Source organism: Xanthobacter sp. ZOL 2024 (genome assembly GCF_052932325.1).
The window spans coordinates 1,296,785-1,314,320 of the sequence record NZ_CM128808.1 but is presented as its reverse complement, the minus strand read 5'-3'; the positions used below and the strand labels follow the sequence as shown (position 1 = coordinate 1,314,320).

The window sequence follows — 17,536 nt, the reverse complement described above, 5'->3', positions numbered from 1 at the left end:
GGCGCTGGCCTTCGGGGCCGGTGCGTTCTGTTCGCCATCCTGTCCGGAAAGCCGTTATGCCGCGCCGTTATGTGACGCTCGACGTGTTCACCACCCGCCCGTTCGGCGGCAATCCCCTGGCCGTGGTGACCGACGCCTCGGGGCTCGACGACGCGGCCATGCAGCAGATCACCCGCGAGTTCAATCTCTCCGAGACGGTGTTCATCCTGCCGCCGAAGGATCCCGCGCACCGCGCCCGCATCCGCATCTTCACGGTCGCCCATGAGATGCCGTTTGCCGGCCACCCCACGGTGGGCACGGCGGTGCTGCTGGCGCTGGAGGACAAGATCGACAAGGGGGTGATGAAGCTGGACGAGCCCATCGGCGCCGTCAGCTGCACCGTGGCCACCGATGGCGCAGGCAGCCGCAAGGGATCGGCGGTCTTCACCGTGCCGCGCCGCGCCGCGCTGGAGACGGTGGATGTCTCCCGCCAGGCCTGTGCCGAGGCGCTGAACCTTGATCCGGAAGATATCGGCTTTGACGCCCACCGGCCGGTGGTGGCCTCCGCGGGCGTGCCCTTCCTGTTCATTCCGCTGGCCAATCTCACGGCCCTCGCCCGGGCACGGCCTGACGAGGCGGCCTCCATCGCCACCCTCGGGGCCTTTGGCGAGGCGGTCTATCTCTACACTTTGGATGAGGACGGCGACGCCGATTTCCGCGCCCGCATGTTCTCTCCCGGCCTCGGCCTCGTCGAGGACCCGGCGACCGGCGCGGCGGCAGCGGCATTCCCCAAGGTGCTGCTGGATGCGGAAAACCGGGTGGATGGCCACCATAAGGTGCGCATCGACCAGGGCTTCGAGATGGGCCGGCCGAGCCGCATCGACATCGGCTTCTCGGTGAAGGACGGGGCACTGGTGGATGGCACCACCACCATCGGCGGCGGTGCGGTGGTGGTGGCCGAGGGGGTGCTGCACATCTGACCATGTGCCGCGCGCCCATGCGGCGGATTCACGTGAAACAGGGCATGGCCAGGGACGCCGCATTTCACAAGGGAAATGGTGTATTCCCTTGCGATAGCTCTGGAAAATGCGTACCGCGGCGTGAATTTTTTGTGATCACGCCGCTTTCCGGGGGTTTTGGCGCAGGCTTTCCCGGCGCGCCCCTTGGCGATCGGCCGGTCGCACCTATGTTCGCTCAATCGCATCCATCCGGCCGTCTGCGGCCTGGCAAAGGGATTGTCTATGAGCGCAAGCACGCCCTCCTTGTTCGACAGCTATCGCCTGGGCGAGATGATGCTTCCCAACCGCATTGTCATGGCGCCCCTCACCCGTAACCGCGCCGCGCCGGGCTTCGTGCCGAGCGATCTGGCGCCGGACTATTACGCCCAGCGCGCCAGCGCCGGCCTGCTCATCACCGAGGCGTCGCAGATCAGCCAGCAGGGCCAGGGCTATCAGGACACCCCCGGGATTTATACGGATGCCCAGGTCGCCGGCTGGCGCAAGGTGACCGACGCGGTGCACGCGAAGGGCGGGCGCATCGTCATCCAGCTGTGGCACGTGGGCCGGGTCTCCCACACGGCGCTGCAGCCGGGCGGGGCGGCTCCGGTGGCGCCATCGGCGCTGCAGGCCGCCACCAAAACCTTTGTGAACAATACCTTCACCGACACCTCCATGCCGCGGGCGCTGGAGATTGGCGAGATCGCCGGCATCGTTGCCGATTATCGCCGGGCGGCGGCCAATGCCATCACAGCCGGCTTCGACGGGGTGGAGGTGCATGCCGCCAACGGCTACCTCATCGACCAGTTCCTGAAGGATGGCGCCAACCACCGCACCGATGCCTATGGCGGCTCCATCGCCAACCGCTGCCGCTTCCTGTTGGAGGTGATGGATGCGGTGATCGCCGAGATCGGCGCCGCTCGCACCGGTGTGCGCCTGTCGCCGGTGAGCCCGGCCAACGGCATCTCCGACAGCGACCCGCAGGCGCTGTTCAATGCGGTGATCGAGGAACTGGACAAGCGCCACCCGCTCTATGTCCATGTGGTGGAAGGCGCCACCGGCGGCCCGCGGGATGTGGCGCCGGACTTCTCCTTCGAGGCGCTGCGCCAGCGCTTCGCCGGCCCCTGGATGGTGAACAACGGCTACGACCTTGATCTCGCCACCCGGGTGGTGGCGGAAGGCAAGGCTGATCTGGTGGCGTTCGGCCGCCCCTTCATCTCCAATCCCGATCTGGTGGAGCGGCTGCGCCGCAACGCGCCCTGGAATGAGCTCGACCGCGACACCCTCTATGGCGGTGGGGCCAAGGGCTATACGGACTATCCGACCCTGGACCCGGTGGCGTGAGCGCCGATCCGTTATGGGGAAATGAGACCGAGGGCCGGCGCGTGGTGCCGGTCCGAGGTCTCGACCTCGTTCTGGAGCCCGGCGGCTGGCCCGAGGCGGAGGCATTCCGCAGCGAGATCGACGCCCATTTCGCCCAACGGCGCGCCGTCAATCCGCACCTGTGGAACGGGGCCGTTCTGCTGTTGCGCGATTACGAGATGGATGACGGTCACCTGCGGGGCCGATTCCGCCAGACCGATTTCGCCACCTTCCTGTGGTGGCGCGATCGTGGCTGGCCGCAGGACATGCAGGCGCTCAACGCTTTTTCCCTCGCCGCCATCGAGGGGGCGGACGGCGCCTTCCTGATGGGGGTGATGGGTCCCCACACCGCGTCCGCCGGCTGCGTCTATTTCCCGGGCGGCACGCCGGACCTCTCCAATGTCACGCCCGCAGGGCAGGTGGATCTGGAGGCGTCAGCCTGGCAGGAACTGCGGGAGGAAACCGGGCTGGGCGCCGCGGATGTGGCGCAGGACCTTGGCTTTGTCGCCGTGTTCGACGGCCCGCGCCTCGCCCTCATGCGACGTCTGGTGCTGCGTCGCCCGGCCGCCGCCGCGGCGGCACAGGTGCGCGACTTCTTGGCCCGCGAGGCGCTGCCGGAACTCACCGACATGATGCTGGTGCGCGGCCCGGGGGATTTTACGCCGCAGATGGCGCCCTTTGCCCTCGCCTATATGCAGGCGCGCTGGTCCGCTGACCGATCCTAATGTCCGGCTTGCCGGCAGCGGCTTATTTCTTGAGCTCGGCCTCGTCCAGCGGGCGGGCGTCGTCGGCGAGCATGATCGGGATGCCGTCGCGGATGGGATAGGCGAGGCGGGCGGCGCGGGAGATGAGTTCCTGGCGCGCGCGATCATATTCCAGCGGCCCCTTGGTGAGGGGGCACACGAGGATCTCCAGGAGCTTGGGGTCCACATCCTGGCCGGAGCGCTGGGATTGAGACATGGTCTTCACCTGATCCATCGAGCCGTCGGCCTGCTGCCGACCAGAGGCGGCCCGAGCATAGGACATCGGGCCGCAAGCGAAAACGGCCCTCCGGGGAGGGCCGTTCGCGATGCGGTCACGCCGCCGCGCGGCGGGGCGAGATGAGCTTGCGGTTCACCAGCACCTCGGCGATCTGAACCGCGTTCAGGGCCGCACCCTTGCGCAGATTGTCGGAGACGCACCAGAAGTTGATGGCGTTCTCCACCGTCGGATCGTCGCGCAGGCGCGAGATGTAGGTGGCGTCCTCGCCGGCCGCCTCGTGGGGGGTGGCATAGCCACCGGGCTCACGGGTATCGACCACCAGGATGCCCGGGGCCTCGCGCAGGATCTTGCGCGCGTCCTCGGCGGACAGCTCCTTCTCGAACTCCACATTCACCGATTCCGAATGGGAGATGAAGACCGGCACGCGGACACAGGTGGCCGTGAGCTTGATCTTGGGGTCGAGGATCTTCTTGGTCTCGACCACCATCTTCCACTCTTCCTTGGTGGACCCATCGTCCATGAAGACGTCGATCTGCGGAATGAGGTTGAAGGCGATGCGCTTGGGGAACTTCTTCGGCTCCACCGGATCGGAGACGAAGATGGCCCGGGTCTGGCTGAACAATTCGTCCATGGCGTCCTTGCCGGCGCCGGAGACGGATTGATAGGTGGACACCACCACCCGCTTGATGGTCGCCGCGTCATGCAGCGGCTTCAGCGCCACCACCAGCTGCGCCGTGGAGCAGTTGGGATTGGCGATGATGTTCTTCTTCTTGAAGTCGACGATGGCGTCGGCATTCACCTCCGGCACGATCAGCGGCACGTCGGGGTCGGTGCGCCACTGGGAGGAATTGTCGATGACGACGCATCCCTGGGCACCGATCTTGGGCGCCCATTCCTTCGCCACGGAGCCGCCGGCCGACATCAGGCAGATGTCGGTGTCGGAGAAGTCGTAGGTATCGAGGGCCTTCACCTTCAGGGTTTTGTCGCCGTAAGAAACCTCGGTGCCCTGCGAGCGGCGCGATGCGAGTGCAACCACCTCGTCCGCGGGGAAGCCCCGCTCTTCGAGGATCGAGAGAATCTCTCGGCCCACGTTGCCCGTGGCGCCGACGACGGCGACCTTGTAACCCATGATCTTCCTCGGGATTGCCGGCCTTGGGGCCGGTGAACGCGCCTTGTAAGACGAACGTGCGCGCGTTGCAAATCTACCGAATCAATTAGGAGCGCTGGAGCGCGCTGCAAGGGGGCGATGCGCCGGGCGCTGCGCCGGGCGATGCGCGGGTGCCGTCAGCGCGGGGCTGGGCGGGGCTGCGCAAAGGCCGGCGGTCGCGGCGTTTTCCGGCACCGCTACTGCGCTTTGTGGCGCGATGGCGGTGTTGCCGTGACGCCACGAGGGCGATTTCTCCCACGGGGAACCCTGGCCGCGCACCGACGTTTCCTTGCGCCAGCCGGACAAGTGCCGTAATTCATGGCGAGACGGCAGATGAGCCGTTTGAGGAGGGTTCCATGCGTATCGCGCCGCTTCACACCCTTGCCGCCGCGCTGATGGTCGCGCTCGCGGGTTCGGTCGCGGTCGCCAGCAGCGCCGAGGCGCAGACGCAGCAGACCCAGAAGCGCACCAAGCTGACCATCACCCAGCGCTCGTATCTTGATCCGGGCACCATGGTGAAGCCGGGTTCGCAGCCCTATCTCGATTACGCGCTGCCGCTGAACTACAATTTCCCGAACTACAGCGGCTCGGCCGTCGGCCCGGGCCCCATCACCGGCATCCGCTGGCCGCTGCCCGGTCCGTTCGATCTGCCGGGATACTGAGTTCAGGCGTACCGCTCCGCGTGTCGCAGGGTCGCTCCAGCCAGAGCGGCCCTTTGTTTTGTGCATTTTATACAATTAAAAATTGTTGAATATTTTCTTCACAGAAAAAGAATGACAAATAGCGTGTGCCGCGCCATAACCCCATGGGGTGGCGCGGATCTCCTTGGTCCTCCGGTGCGTCGGTGGCCGCTTTGGCTGGCTGCTCCTCTTGCTTCCTGCTCCTGTCACGCCTGCGGGCTTTCACGAGGAGCGTTTCCCCGAGGGGGCCTTCGCGAGGGGCCCCGGCCGGAGATGTTCGAGCGCACATGTTCCACCGCCTTGCTTCCCGCCCGCGGCGCACGGTCATTCCCGGCCTGCGCCTCTCCCTGGGGCTGACCCTCACCTATCTGGCGCTCATCGTGCTGCTGCCCATCGCGGCGCTGCTGCTGAAGGCGGCGGACGTGGGGTTTGCGCGCTATGTGGCGATCATGACCTCGCCGCGGACCCTCGCCTCGTTCGAAGTCACCATCGCGACGGCGGCGGCGGCCACGCTGTTCAATTGTGTCTATGGCTTGGCGCTCGCCTGGGTGCTGGTGCGCTATGAGTTTCCCGGCAAGCGGCTGCTGGATGCGCTGGTGGATGTGCCCTTCGCCTTGCCCACGGCGGTGGCGGGTCTCGCCCTCACCACGCTGTTCGCCCGCAATGGCTGGTATGGCGCGCCGCTCTCGCTCTGGGGCATCCAGGTGGCCTATGCGCCCGCGGGCATCGCCTGCGCCATGGCATTCACGTCCATCCCGTTCGTGGTGCGCACGGTGCAGCCGGTGCTGGAGGATCTGGAGCCGGAGCTGGAGGAGGCCGCTGCCACCCTTGGCGCCTCCGATGGGCGGATCCTGCGCACGGTGATCCTGCCGGCGCTGTTTCCGGCGTTTCTCGCCGGCGCGTCACTGGCCTTTGCCCGCTCGCTCGGGGAGTTCGGGGCGGTGGTGTTCATCGCCGGCAACCAGCCGTTTCGCACCGAGATCGTCGCGCTGCTCACCTATATCCGGCTCGAGGAATATGACTATCCGGCAGCGGCGGCCATCGCGGCGACCCTTCTGGGGTTGGCCTTCCTGATGTTGCTCTTGGTCAATCTGATCCAGGCCTGGCACCAGCGCCACAGCATCGGGGAGGCCTGAGATGGCGCGGCGCATCAATCGCTATCGGGTGCGCGTCGGCGATCAGCCGGCGGTGGCTTTCACCCTCACCGGCGCGGTGCTGCTGGTGACGGCTCTGGTGTTGATCGCGCCGCTGGGCGTCATCTTCGTGGAAGCGTTCCGGCGCGGGCTTACCCCTTATGGCGAAGCCCTGGTGCGTCCCGATACGCTGCACGCCATGGGGCTCACCGTCTTCGCGGCGCTGGTCTGCGTGCCCGTCAATGTGGGGTTCGGCATTGCCGCCGCATGGGCGGTCACCAAGTTCACCTTTCCCGGGCGCAGCCTGCTGCTGGCGCTGGTGGAGCTGCCCTTCTCCATCTCTCCCATCATCGCCGGCGTCGCCTATCTGTTCGTCTATGGCGCCCAGGGCCTGCTGGGGCCGTTCCTCGCCGCCCATGACATCAAGATCATGTTCGCCGTGCCGGCCATCATCCTTGCCAGCCTGTTCGTGACGGCGCCGTTCGTGGTGCGCGAGCTGGTGCCGCTGATGATGGCCCAGGGGCGAGACGAGGAAGAGGCGGCGGCGAGCCTGGGTGCCTCCGGCTTCCAGATCCTGCGGCTGGTCACCCTGCCCAATGTGCGGCTGGCACTGCTCTATGGCGCGGCGCTGTGCAATGCCCGGGTCATGGGGGAATTCGGCGCGGTCTCGGTGGTGTCGGGCAATATCCGGGGGCAGACGTCCACCCTGCCGCTGCAGATCGAGCTGCTGTACCAGGACAGCCAGGTGGTGGCCGCCTTTGCCGCAGCCACGGTGCTGGTGGGTGTGGCGCTGTTCACCCTGGTGGCGAAATACCTGATCGAGCGCGCCGAGAAGAAACGCGGCGAGCGCCCGACAGACCTTGCGGCCTGATCACCGGTGGGGATAGAGGCTTCGGCCTTTCGGCCGGCGCGCTCAGGTGCGCGGCGCGGGCAGGGTGAGGCCCGGCGCGGGGGCAGCGGGGCTGGCGCCGGTCTTCTTGAGGTCGCGCCGCGCCTGGCGGGCTTCGCGCCGGAAGCGGCCCTGCCGCAGCCACGTCACCAACCCCCCCAGCACCACGCCGAGAATGAGGGCCCCGAAGATCACCGCATAGAGCGGCACCGTCATGGAGAGCACGGGGGCGCTGGGCGAGAAGGGATCAAGCGAAACCAGCACTTCGCGGCGATTGGCCACCGCCAGGGCGATGACCAGGATCGACACGGGCAGGCCGATGAGAAGGGACACGAACCGCCGCACGGCTGTTTACTTTCCGGTGTTGAGACGCTCGCGCATCTCCTTGCCAGTCTTGAAATAAGGCACCGTCTTTTCGCTCACTTCCACCTGCTTGCCGGTGCGCGGGTTGCGGCCGACGCGGGCGTCGCGCTTCTTGACGGAGAAGGCGCCGAAACCGCGCAGCTCGACGCGGTCACCCCGCTCGAGGGCCGAGACGATCTGCTCCAGGATGGCGTTGACGATGTTCTCAACATCCCGCTGATACAGGTGCGGGTTGGCTTCGGCAATTTTCTGGACGAGTTCCGACTTGATCATGATGGCTCTGGTTCCCCTCACGACCGAACCGCCGGGAGCGGTGGACAGGCTGACGGCGGCGGTTGTCGCCTCCAGCCTCGATCTTGTGAAAATTCGCAACCCCTGAGAGGGGGTTGGGTCCCCGGTTATCTGTCGGCCGGAGGGTGCCAGAGGGCCAGCAAGCCGTCAAGTTGACTACGCTCAAGGGCCCCCTGGGTCGCTGCTGACAGCACAATTCCAAGTTGTGGTAATCCCACAGCGTCCAGTGCGCCACGGGCCATGCCGAGCAGCCAGCCGAACTCGGTATCGAGCTCCCGGGTCCGCCAGGTGCGCACGCGCATGTTCTCGGGAACCCCCTTCTCGCGGGAGAGCCAGGCACGGGCGGTGCGGTCGTCGCCGATTTCGTCCACCAGCTGCAGCGGCAGGGCCATGTGGCCGGTGAAGATCCGGCCGTCGGAAACGGCGGCGAGCTTGGCGTCGGAGAGCCTGCGGCGTTCGCCCACCAGGCCCTTGAACCAGTCGTAGCTGTCCACCACCAGGGCGTCGATGGCGGCCCGGGCTTCCGGGGTGGTGGGGGTATAAGGGTTGGGCGAGGCCTTGAGCGGGGAGGACTTGATGTCCTCCATGGTGACGCCCACCGTCTTCAGGAGCTCGGTGACGTTGGGAAACTGGTAGATCACCCCCACCGAGCCGACGATGGCGTTGCGCCGCGCAACGATATGGTCGGCGCCGAGGGCGGCGATATACGCGCCCGAGGCGGCCACGCCTTCCACCATGGCCACCACCGGCTTCTTGGCGGCGAGGCGCCGCAGCGCGTCATAAAGCTGTTCGGAGCCGGTCACCGTGCCGCCGGGGCTGTCGATGGAGAGAATCACCGCCCGCGCGCCCGAGCGGCCGATCTCGTCGAGCATTTCCACCCGCTCGCGATCGTTGCGGATGAGGCCGCCGATCACCACCCGCGCCACGTGGGGCCCGCCGGTGGAAACCTTGTCGGAGACCGCGTAGCCGACCCCCGCCGCGATCGCCCCCACCACCGCCAGCACGCCCAGCGTGCGCCAGAAGGTGACTTTGCGCCGCAATCTGCGGCGTTCGACGATCTGGTCGGCGTCGAGGGACATCAAAGCCTCCGTGAGTCACCGCCCCGGGCGGTCGTCGGCGCACTTAAGGTTCTGGCGGGGAGGTTGGCAAGGCATCCGGCGCTCTTTGCCGGCGCAGCGGCGATGGCGTGGCGCTACCACGCCTCGTGCAGGGGCAGCTGCCGACGCCACTCGCCAATGCGGCGCAGGGTGCCGGGGGTGGTGCCATCCGGCAGGGCATCGAAGGGGAAATAGCCGATCTCGCGGATTTCGAGATTGGGGCCGGGCGGGGGGCCGGCGGTCACTCGGGCGCGAAAGCACACCACATGATCGCGCCCGCCGACCCGGGGATTGAAGAACACGCCGTGCAGCAGCAGCGGCCCGTCCACCACGGCGTGGGTTTCCTCCATCAGCTCGCGATGGGCGGCGGCGGCCGCGCTTTCACCCACATCGACCCCGCCGCCGGGCAGGTGCCAGCCGGGCGTGTAGCCGTGCCGCACCAGCAGCAGCCGGTCGTCGGCGTCGGTGGCGAGCACGCGCACGCCGAGGGTGAGGCCGTGGCGCATGCGGCGCAGCCAGGGCAGCAGCGGCAGCATGGCGCGTCTCCTTCCGCCGCGGGTCGGCCGCGTCAGGCGGCGGGCTTCAGCGCCGCCAGCTCGCCGGGCAGGGCATAGGCCCAGCCGCTGATGGAGCCGGCACCCAGGCACACCACATAATCTCCCGGCTTGGCGAGGCCGGCCACCAGTCCCGCCAGCGCCTCCGGTCCCGGCAGGGCGATGACCGAGCGGTGGCCGTGGGCGACGAGCCCCTCCACCAGATGGTCACGATCCACCCCGGGAATGGGCGCCTCGCCAGCGGCATAGACCGGGGCGACGATGACGTGGTCGGCGTCGTTGAAGCAGGTGCAGAATTCGTCGAACAGGCTCTGCAGGCGCGAATAGCGGTGCGGCTGCACCACGGCGATCACCTGACCCTCGCTGGCGCCGCGGGCCGCGCGCAGCACTGCGGCGATCTCCACCGGGTGGTGGCCGTAGTCATCGAAGATGGTGACGCCGTTCCAATCGCCGGTATGGGTGAAGCGGCGCTTCACGCCACCGAACCCGGCCAGCGCCTCGACGATCTGGGCATCGGACACGCCCAGCTCACGGGCCACCGCGATGGCGGCGGTGGCGTTCAGCGCATTGTGCTTGCCGGGCATGGGCAGGCGCAGGCCGGTGATCTCGTGGGTGACCGCGCCGGAGCGGTCGCGGAACACCACGCCAAACTTGGTGATGCCGCCCTTGAGGTCCACGTCCACCAGCCGCACGTCGGCCTGGGGGTTCTCGCCATAGGTGATGACGCGGCGGTCCTCGATGCGGCCCACCAGCGCCTGCACCACCGGATGGTCGATGCACATCACCGCGAAGCCGTAGAAGGGCAGGTTCTCCACGAAGGTCTCGAACGCTTCCTGCACCTTCTCGAAGGTCTTGAAGTGGTCGAGATGCTCGGGGTCCACATTGGTGACGATGGCCACCTCGGTGGGCAGCTTGAGGAAGGTGCCGTCGCTTTCGTCGGCCTCCACCACCATCCATTCGCCACCACCCCAGCGGGCGTTGGTGCCGTAGGCGTTGATGATGCCACCATTGATGACCGTGGGGTCGAGGTCGCCGGCGTCCAGCAGGGTGGCCACCAGCGAGGTGGTGGTGGTCTTGCCGTGGGTGCCGGCAACGGCGACGCAGCTCTTCAGCCGCATCAGCTCGGCCAGCATCTCGGCGCGACGCACCACCGGCAGGCGCCGGGCCCGCGCTGCCGCCAGTTCGGGATTGTCGCGCTTGATGGCGGAGGAAACCACCACCACGGCGGCGGTCTCCACATGGGCCGCGTCATGGCCGATGCTGACGGTGATGCCCAGCTCGCGCAGGCGCTTCACATTGGCGTTCTCCGACGCGTCGGAGCCCTGCACCGTGTAGCCGAGATTGTGGAGCACCTCGGCGATGCCGCTCATGCCGATGCCGCCGATGCCAACGAAATGGATGGGGCCGAGCGCTGCCGGCAGCTTCATGAGCGTGGTCCTTGAAAAGTTGCGGCCGTGCCCCCGTCGGCCAGATATTGGGTGAGGTCGCCGAGGCGTTCGGCGGCGTCCAGCACGCCGGCGCTTCTGGCGCGCGCGGCCATCTGCGTCAATGTCTGCGGGTCGGCGGCGAGCCGCGTGAGCTCCTCGCTGAGCCGCTCGGGGGTGAATTCCAGCTGCCGCAGCACCAGCGCCGCACCGATTTCGGCGAGGCTGCGGGCGTTGGCGGCCTGGTCCTGGTCCAGCGCATGGGGTAGCGGCACCAGGATCGACGGCCGGCCGATGGCCGCCAGCTCCGCCACCGTTCCGGCGCCGGAGCGGGAGATGACCAGATGGGCGTGCGCCATGCGGGCGGGCAGATCGTCGAAGAAGGGGGCGAGCTCCGCCTTCAGATGGAGGTCGCCATAAACGTCGCGCACCCGGACCATGTCCTCGGCCCGGGTCTGCTGGGTCAGCTGCAGCCGGGCGCGGATCGCGCGGGGTAGGTGGGCCAGCGCGTCGGGCACCACGTCTGACATGACGCGGGCGCCCTGGCTGCCGCCGAACACCAGCACCTTCAGCGGGCCGTCGGCCGCCGGTTCATCATAGGGCTCGGCGGCGGCGGCGATGGCGGCGGGGCGCAGCGGATTGCCGGTCCACACCGCCTTGGCGGCGAGCACCGGATCGGTCTTGGTGAGGCCGGGGAAGCCGGTGGCGATGGCGGTGACGCGGCGCGCCAGCAGCCGGTTGGCCCGGCCCATGACCCCATTGGCTTCGTGGATGAGGGTGGGAATGCCCATGAGCGAGGCGGCAAGCAGCGGCGGCAATGAGGGGTAGCCGCCGAACCCCACCACCACCGCCGGCTTCAGCCGCCGCATCAGCGCCAGCCCCGAAATGAGACCCGAGGCGAGGGTGAGGCCGGCCTTCGCCAGGGCCACGGGCGAGCGCCCGCGCACCGTATCGGCAGGCAGCACATGCAGCTGCCGGGCGGGGAAGCTCGTGGCATAGCGCGCCGCCCGCTCGTCGGTGGCGAGATCCACCATGCAGCCGCGGGCGGTCAGCACGGCGGCCAGCGCCTCGGCGGGGAACAGATGGCCGCCGGTGCCCCCGGCGGCGAGAAGAACGAGCTTGGTCACGGCGCTCTCTTGTTCCGTGTTCGCGACGCCAATAAGGCGGCGCTGGTCATGCCGGGGAAGGGGCGCCCTCGGCGGGGCCGCCATAGGGCGCGGCGGTTTTGGGGGTGGCGCGCGGCGTGCCGGTGAGCTGGCGCGGCTCGCTCAGCGCCGCCAGCGCCGCTGCCCCCGGGCGCTTGCGGGAGAGGGCGATGAGCATGCCCATGCCGAACGCCAGCGAGATCAGCGAGGAGCCGCCATAGGAGATGAAGGGCAGCGTCATGCCCTTGGCCGGCGCGATATGCACGTTGACCGCCATGTTGATGGAGGCCTGCAGGCCGAACAGCAGGGCGAGGCCGGTGACGGCGAAGCGGGCGAAGGGATCGGTCTCGTGCTGGGCGCGGTTGAGCGCGCGCAGGATGATGAAGGCGAACAGCGTCAGGATGATCAGGCACAGGATGATGCCGAACTCCTCGCCCGCCACCGCGAACACGAAGTCGGTGTGGCCGTCCGGCAGCAGGCGCTTCATGGTGCCCTCGCCCGGGCCCTGGCCGAACCAGCCGCCGTTGCGGAAGGAATTCAGCGCCGCGTCGATCTGGTAGGTGTCGCCGGATTCCGGATTGAGGAAGCGGCTGATGCGCTTGTGCACGTGGGAGACGGTGAAATAGGCGATGGTGCCGCCGCCGATGCCGACCCCGACCAAGCCGAACATCCAGATCCAGCGCAGGCCGGAGATGAAGAAGAGCGAGCCCCACACCAGGGAGATGAGCAGGCTCTGGCCGAAATCCGGCTGCTTCACCAGCGGGCCCAGCACCAGGGCGAGCAGGCCGATGGCCAGCAACTGCGCTGGCATCTCCGGCCGCTTGGTGCTTTCCGAGAACAGCCAGGCGGCGAGGATGACGAAGGCCGGCTTGATGAATTCGGACGGCTGCACGGTGATACCGGCGACGGTGAGCCAGCGCCGGGCGCCTTTCACCTCCGGGCCGATCACCAAGGTCGCAAGCAGCAGCACGAAGAAGATGGCGAACACCACCATGCACACCCGCCGGATGGAGCGCGGCGAGAGGAAGGAGGTGGCGAGCATCACGAACGCGGCAGGGATGAGGAACATCACCTGCCGATTCACGAAGTGGAACGGGTCATCGATGCCGATGCGCGCCGCCACGGCGGGGCTGGCCGCCAGGCACAGGATGATGCCGATGACCATCAAAGCGAACAGGCCGGCCAGAAGGGCCCGGTCCACCGTCCACCACCATTCGCTCAGCACGGTGCGATCGGCGCGCGACATCATGGGACGCATACTCCACGCGAGAACATGGGCCGCACAGTGAGGGAAGACGGTTGACGCCGGATTAAGGCCAGGGGTCCGCCTCGCGGAAGCGGCCTCTCGCCCCTATCTTTCCCCGGTGGCACAGGCGAAACGAGCGGGCGTGGGCGCCCTTCCCGAACCCTTCCGGCGCTGGTTCAAGGCGCGCGGCTGGGCGCCCCGCGTGCATCAGCTCGATCTGGTGGCGGCGGCGCGGGCCGGCCGCTCGGTGCTGCTGATCGCCCCCACCGGCGCCGGCAAGACCCTGGCCGGCTTCCTGCCCACTCTGCTGGAGCTGGCCGATGGGCGCGAAGGCCGTGCCGCCCGCGCGGCGCGCCGATCCGGGGATGAGGCGCCGCCTCCCGCCGATGGCGCGGCCGTGCCGTTCGCCCGCTGGGCCAGCGCCGCCCCGGTGTCGCCGCTGCACACGCTTTATATCTCGCCGCTGAAGGCGCTGGCGGTGGATATCGCCCGCAATCTCGAAACCCCCATCGCCGAGATGGGCCTGCCGATCCGGGTGGAGACCCGCACCGGTGATACGCCAGCATCGCGCCGCCAGCGCCAGCGGCATGATCCCCCCGACATCCTGCTCACCACGCCGGAGCAGATCTCGCTGCTGCTGGCCTCGAAGGATGCGGAAACCCTGTTCGCCGGCCTCAAGCGGGTGGTGCTGGACGAGCTCCACGCCCTCGTCACCTCCAAGCGCGGCGATCTTCTGGCTCTGGCCCTCGCGCGGCTGCGGGCCATCGCGCCGGGGCTGCAATGCGTCGGCCTCTCCGCCACCGTGGCGGAACCCGATGATCTGCGCCGCTATCTGGTGCCCCAAAGGGCCGATGTGCCTTTGGCCGAGCTGGTGGTGGCCAAGGGCGGCGCCGCGCCGGACGTGGCCCTGCTGGAAGCCGACGGCCCCATTCCCTGGGCCAGCCACATGGCCGACCATGCGGTGCCGGACATCTATGCGGCCATCAAGGCGAGCGGCCTCTCGTTGGTGTTTGTGAACACGCGGCGGCAGGCGGAATTCCTGTTCCAGGAGCTGTGGCGCATCAATGACGACAATCTGCCCATCGCTTTGCACCACGGCTCACTGGCGGTGGACCAGCGCCGCAAGGTGGAGGCGGCCATGGCGGCGGGCCGGCTGAAGGCGGTGGTGGCCACCTCCTCCCTTGATCTCGGCATCGACTGGGGCGATGTGGATCTCGTCATTAATGTGGGCGCGCCCAAGGGGTCCTCGCGCCTGCTCCAGCGCATCGGCCGCGCCAATCATCGGCTGGATGAGCCCTCCCGCGCGGTGCTGGTGCCGGCCAACCGGTTCGAGGTGCTGGAATGCCGGGCGGCGCTGGAGGCGGTGCGGGCGGGCGCCCAGGATACCCCACCGGAGCGGGTGGGCGCTCTCGACGTGCTAGCCCAGCACGTGCTTGGCATGGCCTGCGCGGCGCCGTTCGATGCCGACGCTCTGTTCGCCGAGGTGGTGAGCGCCGCCCCCTATCGCGACCTGTCGCGGGCGGATTTCGATGCGGTGCTCGATTTCGTCGCCACCGGCGGCTACGCCCTGCGCGCCTACGAGCGCTTCGCCAAGATCCGCCGCACCAAGGATGGCCTGTGGCGGGTGGCCAACCCCATGATTGCCCAGGCCTACCGGCTGAATGTGGGTACCATCGTCGAAAGCCCGATGATCAAGATCCGCCTGGTCTCGGCCCGCGGCGCCGCCAAGAGCGGGGTGGCCGGGCGAGTGCGCTGGGGCGGCCGGGTGTTGGGGGAGGTGGAGGAATATTTCATCGAGACCCTGACGCCGGGCGACACCTTCGTGTTCGCCGGCGAAATCCTGCGCTACGAGGCCATGGTGGAGGACGAGGCCTATGTGGCCCGCGCCAGTGCCACCGAGCCCAAGGTGCCGGCCTATGCGGGCGGCAAGTTTCCCCTCTCCACCTTCCTCGCCGCCGGGGTGCGGGCGCTGCTGGCGAGCCCGCAGCGGTGGGGGGATCTGCCGGCGCCGGTGCGCGAATGGCTGGAGCTGCAGCGCCTGCGCTCCCGCCTGCCGGGCCGCGACGATCTCCTGGTGGAGACCTTCGAGCGGGCCGGGCGGCATTATCTCGTGACCTATCCGTTCGAGGGCCGCCTCGCCCACCAGACCCTCGGCATGCTGTTGACCCGGCGTCTGGAGCGGGCCCGGCTGCGGCCTTTGGGCTTCACCGCCAACGATTATGCCCTCGGCATCTATGGGGTGGGCGACATGGGCCTCGCCTTGCGCCAGGGGCGGCTGTCGCTGGCGGAGCTGTTCGACGAGGACATGCTGGGGGATGATCTGGAAGCCTGGCTCGACGAGAGCAGCCTGATGAAGCGCACCTTCCGCTATTGCGCCGTCATCGCCGGGCTGATCGAGCGGCGCTTTCCGGGCAAGGAGAAGAACGCCCGGCAGGTCACCATGTCCACCGACCTCGTCTACGACGTCCTGCGCCGCCACCAGCCCGATCACCTGCTGCTGCGCGCGGCGCGGGCGGATGCCGCCACCGGCCTCCTTGACGTGAAGCGCCTCGCCGAGATGCTGGCCCGCATCAAGGGCCACATCGTCCACCAGCCGCTGGACCGCGTCTCGCCTTTGTCGGTGCCGGTGCTGCTGGAAATCGGCCGCGAAGGCGTGGGCGGCGACGCCGAGGACGCCTTGCTTGCCGAAGCCGAGGAGGAACTGGTGAGGGCGGCGATGGGGGAAGCCTAGACCGCCTCCACCTTCAGCACCGCGCCGTCGGCGGCCACCACTTTCACGTCGTGGCCGGCGGCGGTGTCGGGGCCGGTGACGCGCCAGACGGTGTCGTCGATGCGCACCCGGCCGATGCCGCTGATGATGGGCTCGTCCAAAGTGAACACCCGGCCCACGTAGCCGTCTGCCCGGCGGTTCAGGAATGGCCGGTCAGAGGCCTTGTCGGGGCTGGGGGAGACCTTGCGGCCCACCAGCACCGCCACCACCGCCAAAGCGGCGAAGACCAGCACCTGGGCCTGCCAGGAGAAGGCGAGCACCGGGCTCTGCCACGCCAGGTCCACCAGATAGGTGAGAGCGCCGGTGAGGAGGGCGGCGAGGCCCAGCCAGACCAGGAAGGTGCCGGGGGCGAGGATTTCCGCCACCAGCAGCACCCCGCCCAGCACGAACCAGGCCCAGGGCCCGAGATCGAAGAGAGGGCCCATCACGCGGCCGGCGGCGTGAGGGGGCCGGTGGCGCGGCGGTTGCCGGTGGGGCGCGGCGGCTCGCCGCTGAAGGCGCTGCGGGTCAGCTCGCCGATGCCGGCCAGGGAGGAGAGCAGCGCCGTGCCTTCATAAGGCATCAGCACCACCTTCTGGTTGGGGGCGGCGCCCAGGGTCTCGAACGCCTTCACATATTTTTCGGCGATATAATAATTGAGCGCCGCCGGATCGCCGCTCGCCACGGCGGCGGAGAGCATCTCGGTGGCGCGGGCATCGGCCTCGGCCAGGCGCTCACGCGCCTCGGCGTCGCGGAAGGCGGCTTCGCGGCGGCCTTCCGCCTGCAGGATCTGGCCCTGCTTCTGGCCTTCCGCCTTGAGGATCTCCGATTGCCGGAGGCCCTCCGCCTCCAGGATGGCGGCGCGCTTCTCGCGTTCCGCCTTCATCTGCCGCGCCATGGCATTCACCAGATCGGTGGGGGGCACGATGTCCTTGATCTCGATGCGGTTGATCTTGATGCCCCAGGGTGAGGCGGCGGCATCCACCACCGCCAGCAGCCGCACGTTGATCTCGTCGCGGTGGGACAAAAGCTGGTCGAGGTCCATGCCACCCATCACCGTGCGGATATTGGTCATGGTCAAGGCCAGGATGGCGGTGTCGAGCCGGGCCACCTCATAGGAGGCCTTGGCCGCGTCGAACACCTGGAAGAAGGCCACCCCATCCACCGAGACCGTGGCATTGTCCTTGGTGATGACCTCCTGGGTGGGCACGTCCAGCACCTGCTCCATCACGTTCACCTTGTTGCCGATGCGGTCGATGAACGGAACGATGAGGTTGAGGCCGGGATAGAGGGTCTTGGTGTAGCGGCGGAAGCGCTCGACGGTATATTCGTAGCCCTGCGGCACCGTCTTCACCCCGGCGAAGACGATGGCGATGGCCAGCACCAGAAGCACGATCACAAAGAGGTTCGGGCCGACGACGAGCATGGTCTTATCCTTTGGTCCGTCTCTTGACATGAGTCCTGCGGCCGGTTCTTCGGCCGCTGCCCGTGACCCCCGCAG

The 17,536-nt window shown here is 68.3% G+C and carries 18 protein-coding genes; 7 read left to right on the top strand and 11 right to left on the bottom strand.

Annotation, left to right across the window (positions count from 1 at the left end):
- The first annotated feature begins 56 nt into the window (after positions 1-56).
- From ACU4E7_RS06250 to ACU4E7_RS06240, 3 genes are all read left to right on the top strand, one after another.
- Positions 57-959, top strand: coding sequence for a PhzF family phenazine biosynthesis protein (locus ACU4E7_RS06250; protein WP_238123508.1), 903 nt, complete (start codon positions 57-59; stop codon positions 957-959).
- 261 nt (positions 960-1,220) lie between these two features.
- Positions 1,221-2,318, top strand: coding sequence for an alkene reductase (locus tag ACU4E7_RS06245; RefSeq protein ID WP_447020990.1), 1,098 nt, complete (start codon positions 1,221-1,223; stop codon positions 2,316-2,318).
- The gene (locus ACU4E7_RS06240) at positions 2,315-3,061 is read left to right on the top strand and encodes an NUDIX hydrolase (protein WP_447020989.1); all 747 of its coding nucleotides are present in this window, start codon (positions 2,315-2,317) and stop codon (positions 3,059-3,061) included. The genes ACU4E7_RS06245 and ACU4E7_RS06240 overlap by 4 nt, the downstream gene beginning before the upstream one ends.
- A gap of 22 nt (positions 3,062-3,083) precedes the next feature.
- Here the strand turns inward: ACU4E7_RS06240 and ACU4E7_RS06235 are convergent, their stop codons facing one another.
- On the bottom strand, positions 3,084-3,296 hold the full coding sequence (locus ACU4E7_RS06235; protein ID WP_238123505.1) for a Trm112 family protein: 213 nt from the start codon (positions 3,294-3,296) through the stop codon (positions 3,084-3,086).
- A gap of 115 nt (positions 3,297-3,411) precedes the next feature.
- Positions 3,412-4,446: an aspartate-semialdehyde dehydrogenase gene (locus ACU4E7_RS06230; protein ID WP_238123504.1), complete on the bottom strand. Its 1,035-nt coding sequence runs from the start codon at positions 4,444-4,446 to the stop codon at positions 3,412-3,414.
- 374 nt (positions 4,447-4,820) lie between these two features.
- Here ACU4E7_RS06230 and ACU4E7_RS06225 point away from each other — a divergent pair, with 374 nt between their 5' ends.
- The 3 genes from ACU4E7_RS06225 to cysW all read left to right on the top strand — a co-directional run bounded on the left by ACU4E7_RS06225 (position 4,821) and on the right by cysW (position 7,148).
- Positions 4,821-5,126: a hypothetical protein gene (locus tag ACU4E7_RS06225; protein WP_238123503.1), complete on the top strand. Its 306-nt coding sequence runs from the start codon at positions 4,821-4,823 to the stop codon at positions 5,124-5,126.
- A gap of 305 nt (positions 5,127-5,431) precedes the next feature.
- Positions 5,432-6,280, top strand: a complete 849-nt coding sequence (cysT, locus tag ACU4E7_RS06220) for a sulfate ABC transporter permease subunit CysT (RefSeq protein ID WP_238123502.1) — start codon at positions 5,432-5,434, stop codon at positions 6,278-6,280.
- A gap of 1 nt (position 6,281) precedes the next feature.
- A complete protein-coding gene (gene cysW, locus ACU4E7_RS06215; RefSeq protein WP_238123501.1) occupies positions 6,282-7,148 on the top strand; it encodes a sulfate ABC transporter permease subunit CysW in 867 nt (288 codons plus the stop codon).
- A 42-nt stretch (positions 7,149-7,190) separates the two neighbouring features.
- On the opposite strand, the gene ACU4E7_RS06210 is transcribed toward cysW, so the two are convergent.
- From ACU4E7_RS06210 to ftsW, 7 genes are all read right to left on the bottom strand, one after another.
- The gene (locus tag ACU4E7_RS06210; RefSeq protein ID WP_238123500.1) at positions 7,191-7,499 is read right to left on the bottom strand and encodes a lipopolysaccharide assembly protein LapA domain-containing protein; all 309 of its coding nucleotides are present in this window, start codon (positions 7,497-7,499) and stop codon (positions 7,191-7,193) included.
- Positions 7,500-7,517: 18 nt separating this feature from the next.
- Positions 7,518-7,802, bottom strand: coding sequence for an integration host factor subunit beta (ihfB, locus tag ACU4E7_RS06205; protein ID WP_238123499.1), 285 nt, complete (start codon positions 7,800-7,802; stop codon positions 7,518-7,520).
- A gap of 125 nt (positions 7,803-7,927) precedes the next feature.
- Positions 7,928-8,899 carry a signal peptide peptidase SppA gene (gene sppA / locus ACU4E7_RS06200; RefSeq protein WP_238123498.1) on the bottom strand — a complete coding sequence of 324 codons (972 nt, stop codon included), beginning with the start codon at positions 8,897-8,899 and terminating at the stop codon, positions 7,928-7,930.
- Between the two features lie 113 nt (positions 8,900-9,012).
- Positions 9,013-9,453, bottom strand: coding sequence for an NUDIX domain-containing protein (locus tag ACU4E7_RS06195; protein ID WP_447020988.1), 441 nt, complete (start codon positions 9,451-9,453; stop codon positions 9,013-9,015).
- Between the two features lie 32 nt (positions 9,454-9,485).
- A complete protein-coding gene (gene murC / locus ACU4E7_RS06190; protein ID WP_447020987.1) occupies positions 9,486-10,898 on the bottom strand; it encodes a UDP-N-acetylmuramate--L-alanine ligase in 1,413 nt (470 codons plus the stop codon).
- The gene (gene murG / locus ACU4E7_RS06185) at positions 10,895-12,022 is read right to left on the bottom strand and encodes an undecaprenyldiphospho-muramoylpentapeptide beta-N-acetylglucosaminyltransferase (protein WP_447020986.1); all 1,128 of its coding nucleotides are present in this window, start codon (positions 12,020-12,022) and stop codon (positions 10,895-10,897) included. Before murG ends, murC begins: the two co-directional genes overlap by 4 nt.
- A 46-nt stretch (positions 12,023-12,068) precedes the next feature.
- A complete protein-coding gene (ftsW, locus tag ACU4E7_RS06180) occupies positions 12,069-13,289 on the bottom strand; it encodes a putative lipid II flippase FtsW (RefSeq protein ID WP_447020985.1) in 1,221 nt (406 codons plus the stop codon).
- A gap of 139 nt (positions 13,290-13,428) precedes the next feature.
- Here ftsW and ACU4E7_RS06175 point away from each other — a divergent pair, with 139 nt between their 5' ends.
- Entirely contained in the window at positions 13,429-16,017 is a 2,589-nt protein-coding gene (locus ACU4E7_RS06175) for a ligase-associated DNA damage response DEXH box helicase (protein WP_447020984.1), read from the top strand.
- Here the strand turns inward: ACU4E7_RS06175 and ACU4E7_RS06170 are convergent.
- Positions 16,014-16,481 carry an NfeD family protein gene (locus ACU4E7_RS06170; RefSeq protein WP_447020983.1) on the bottom strand — a complete coding sequence of 156 codons (468 nt, stop codon included), beginning with the start codon at positions 16,479-16,481 and terminating at the stop codon, positions 16,014-16,016. The two genes, ACU4E7_RS06175 and ACU4E7_RS06170, sit on opposite strands and share 4 nt — an antisense overlap.
- Complete coding sequence (locus tag ACU4E7_RS06165) at positions 16,481-17,461, bottom strand: SPFH domain-containing protein (RefSeq protein ID WP_447020982.1); 981 nt, start codon at positions 17,459-17,461, stop codon at positions 16,481-16,483. The genes ACU4E7_RS06170 and ACU4E7_RS06165 overlap by 1 nt, the downstream gene beginning before the upstream one ends.
- Positions 17,462-17,536 lie beyond the last annotated feature (75 nt).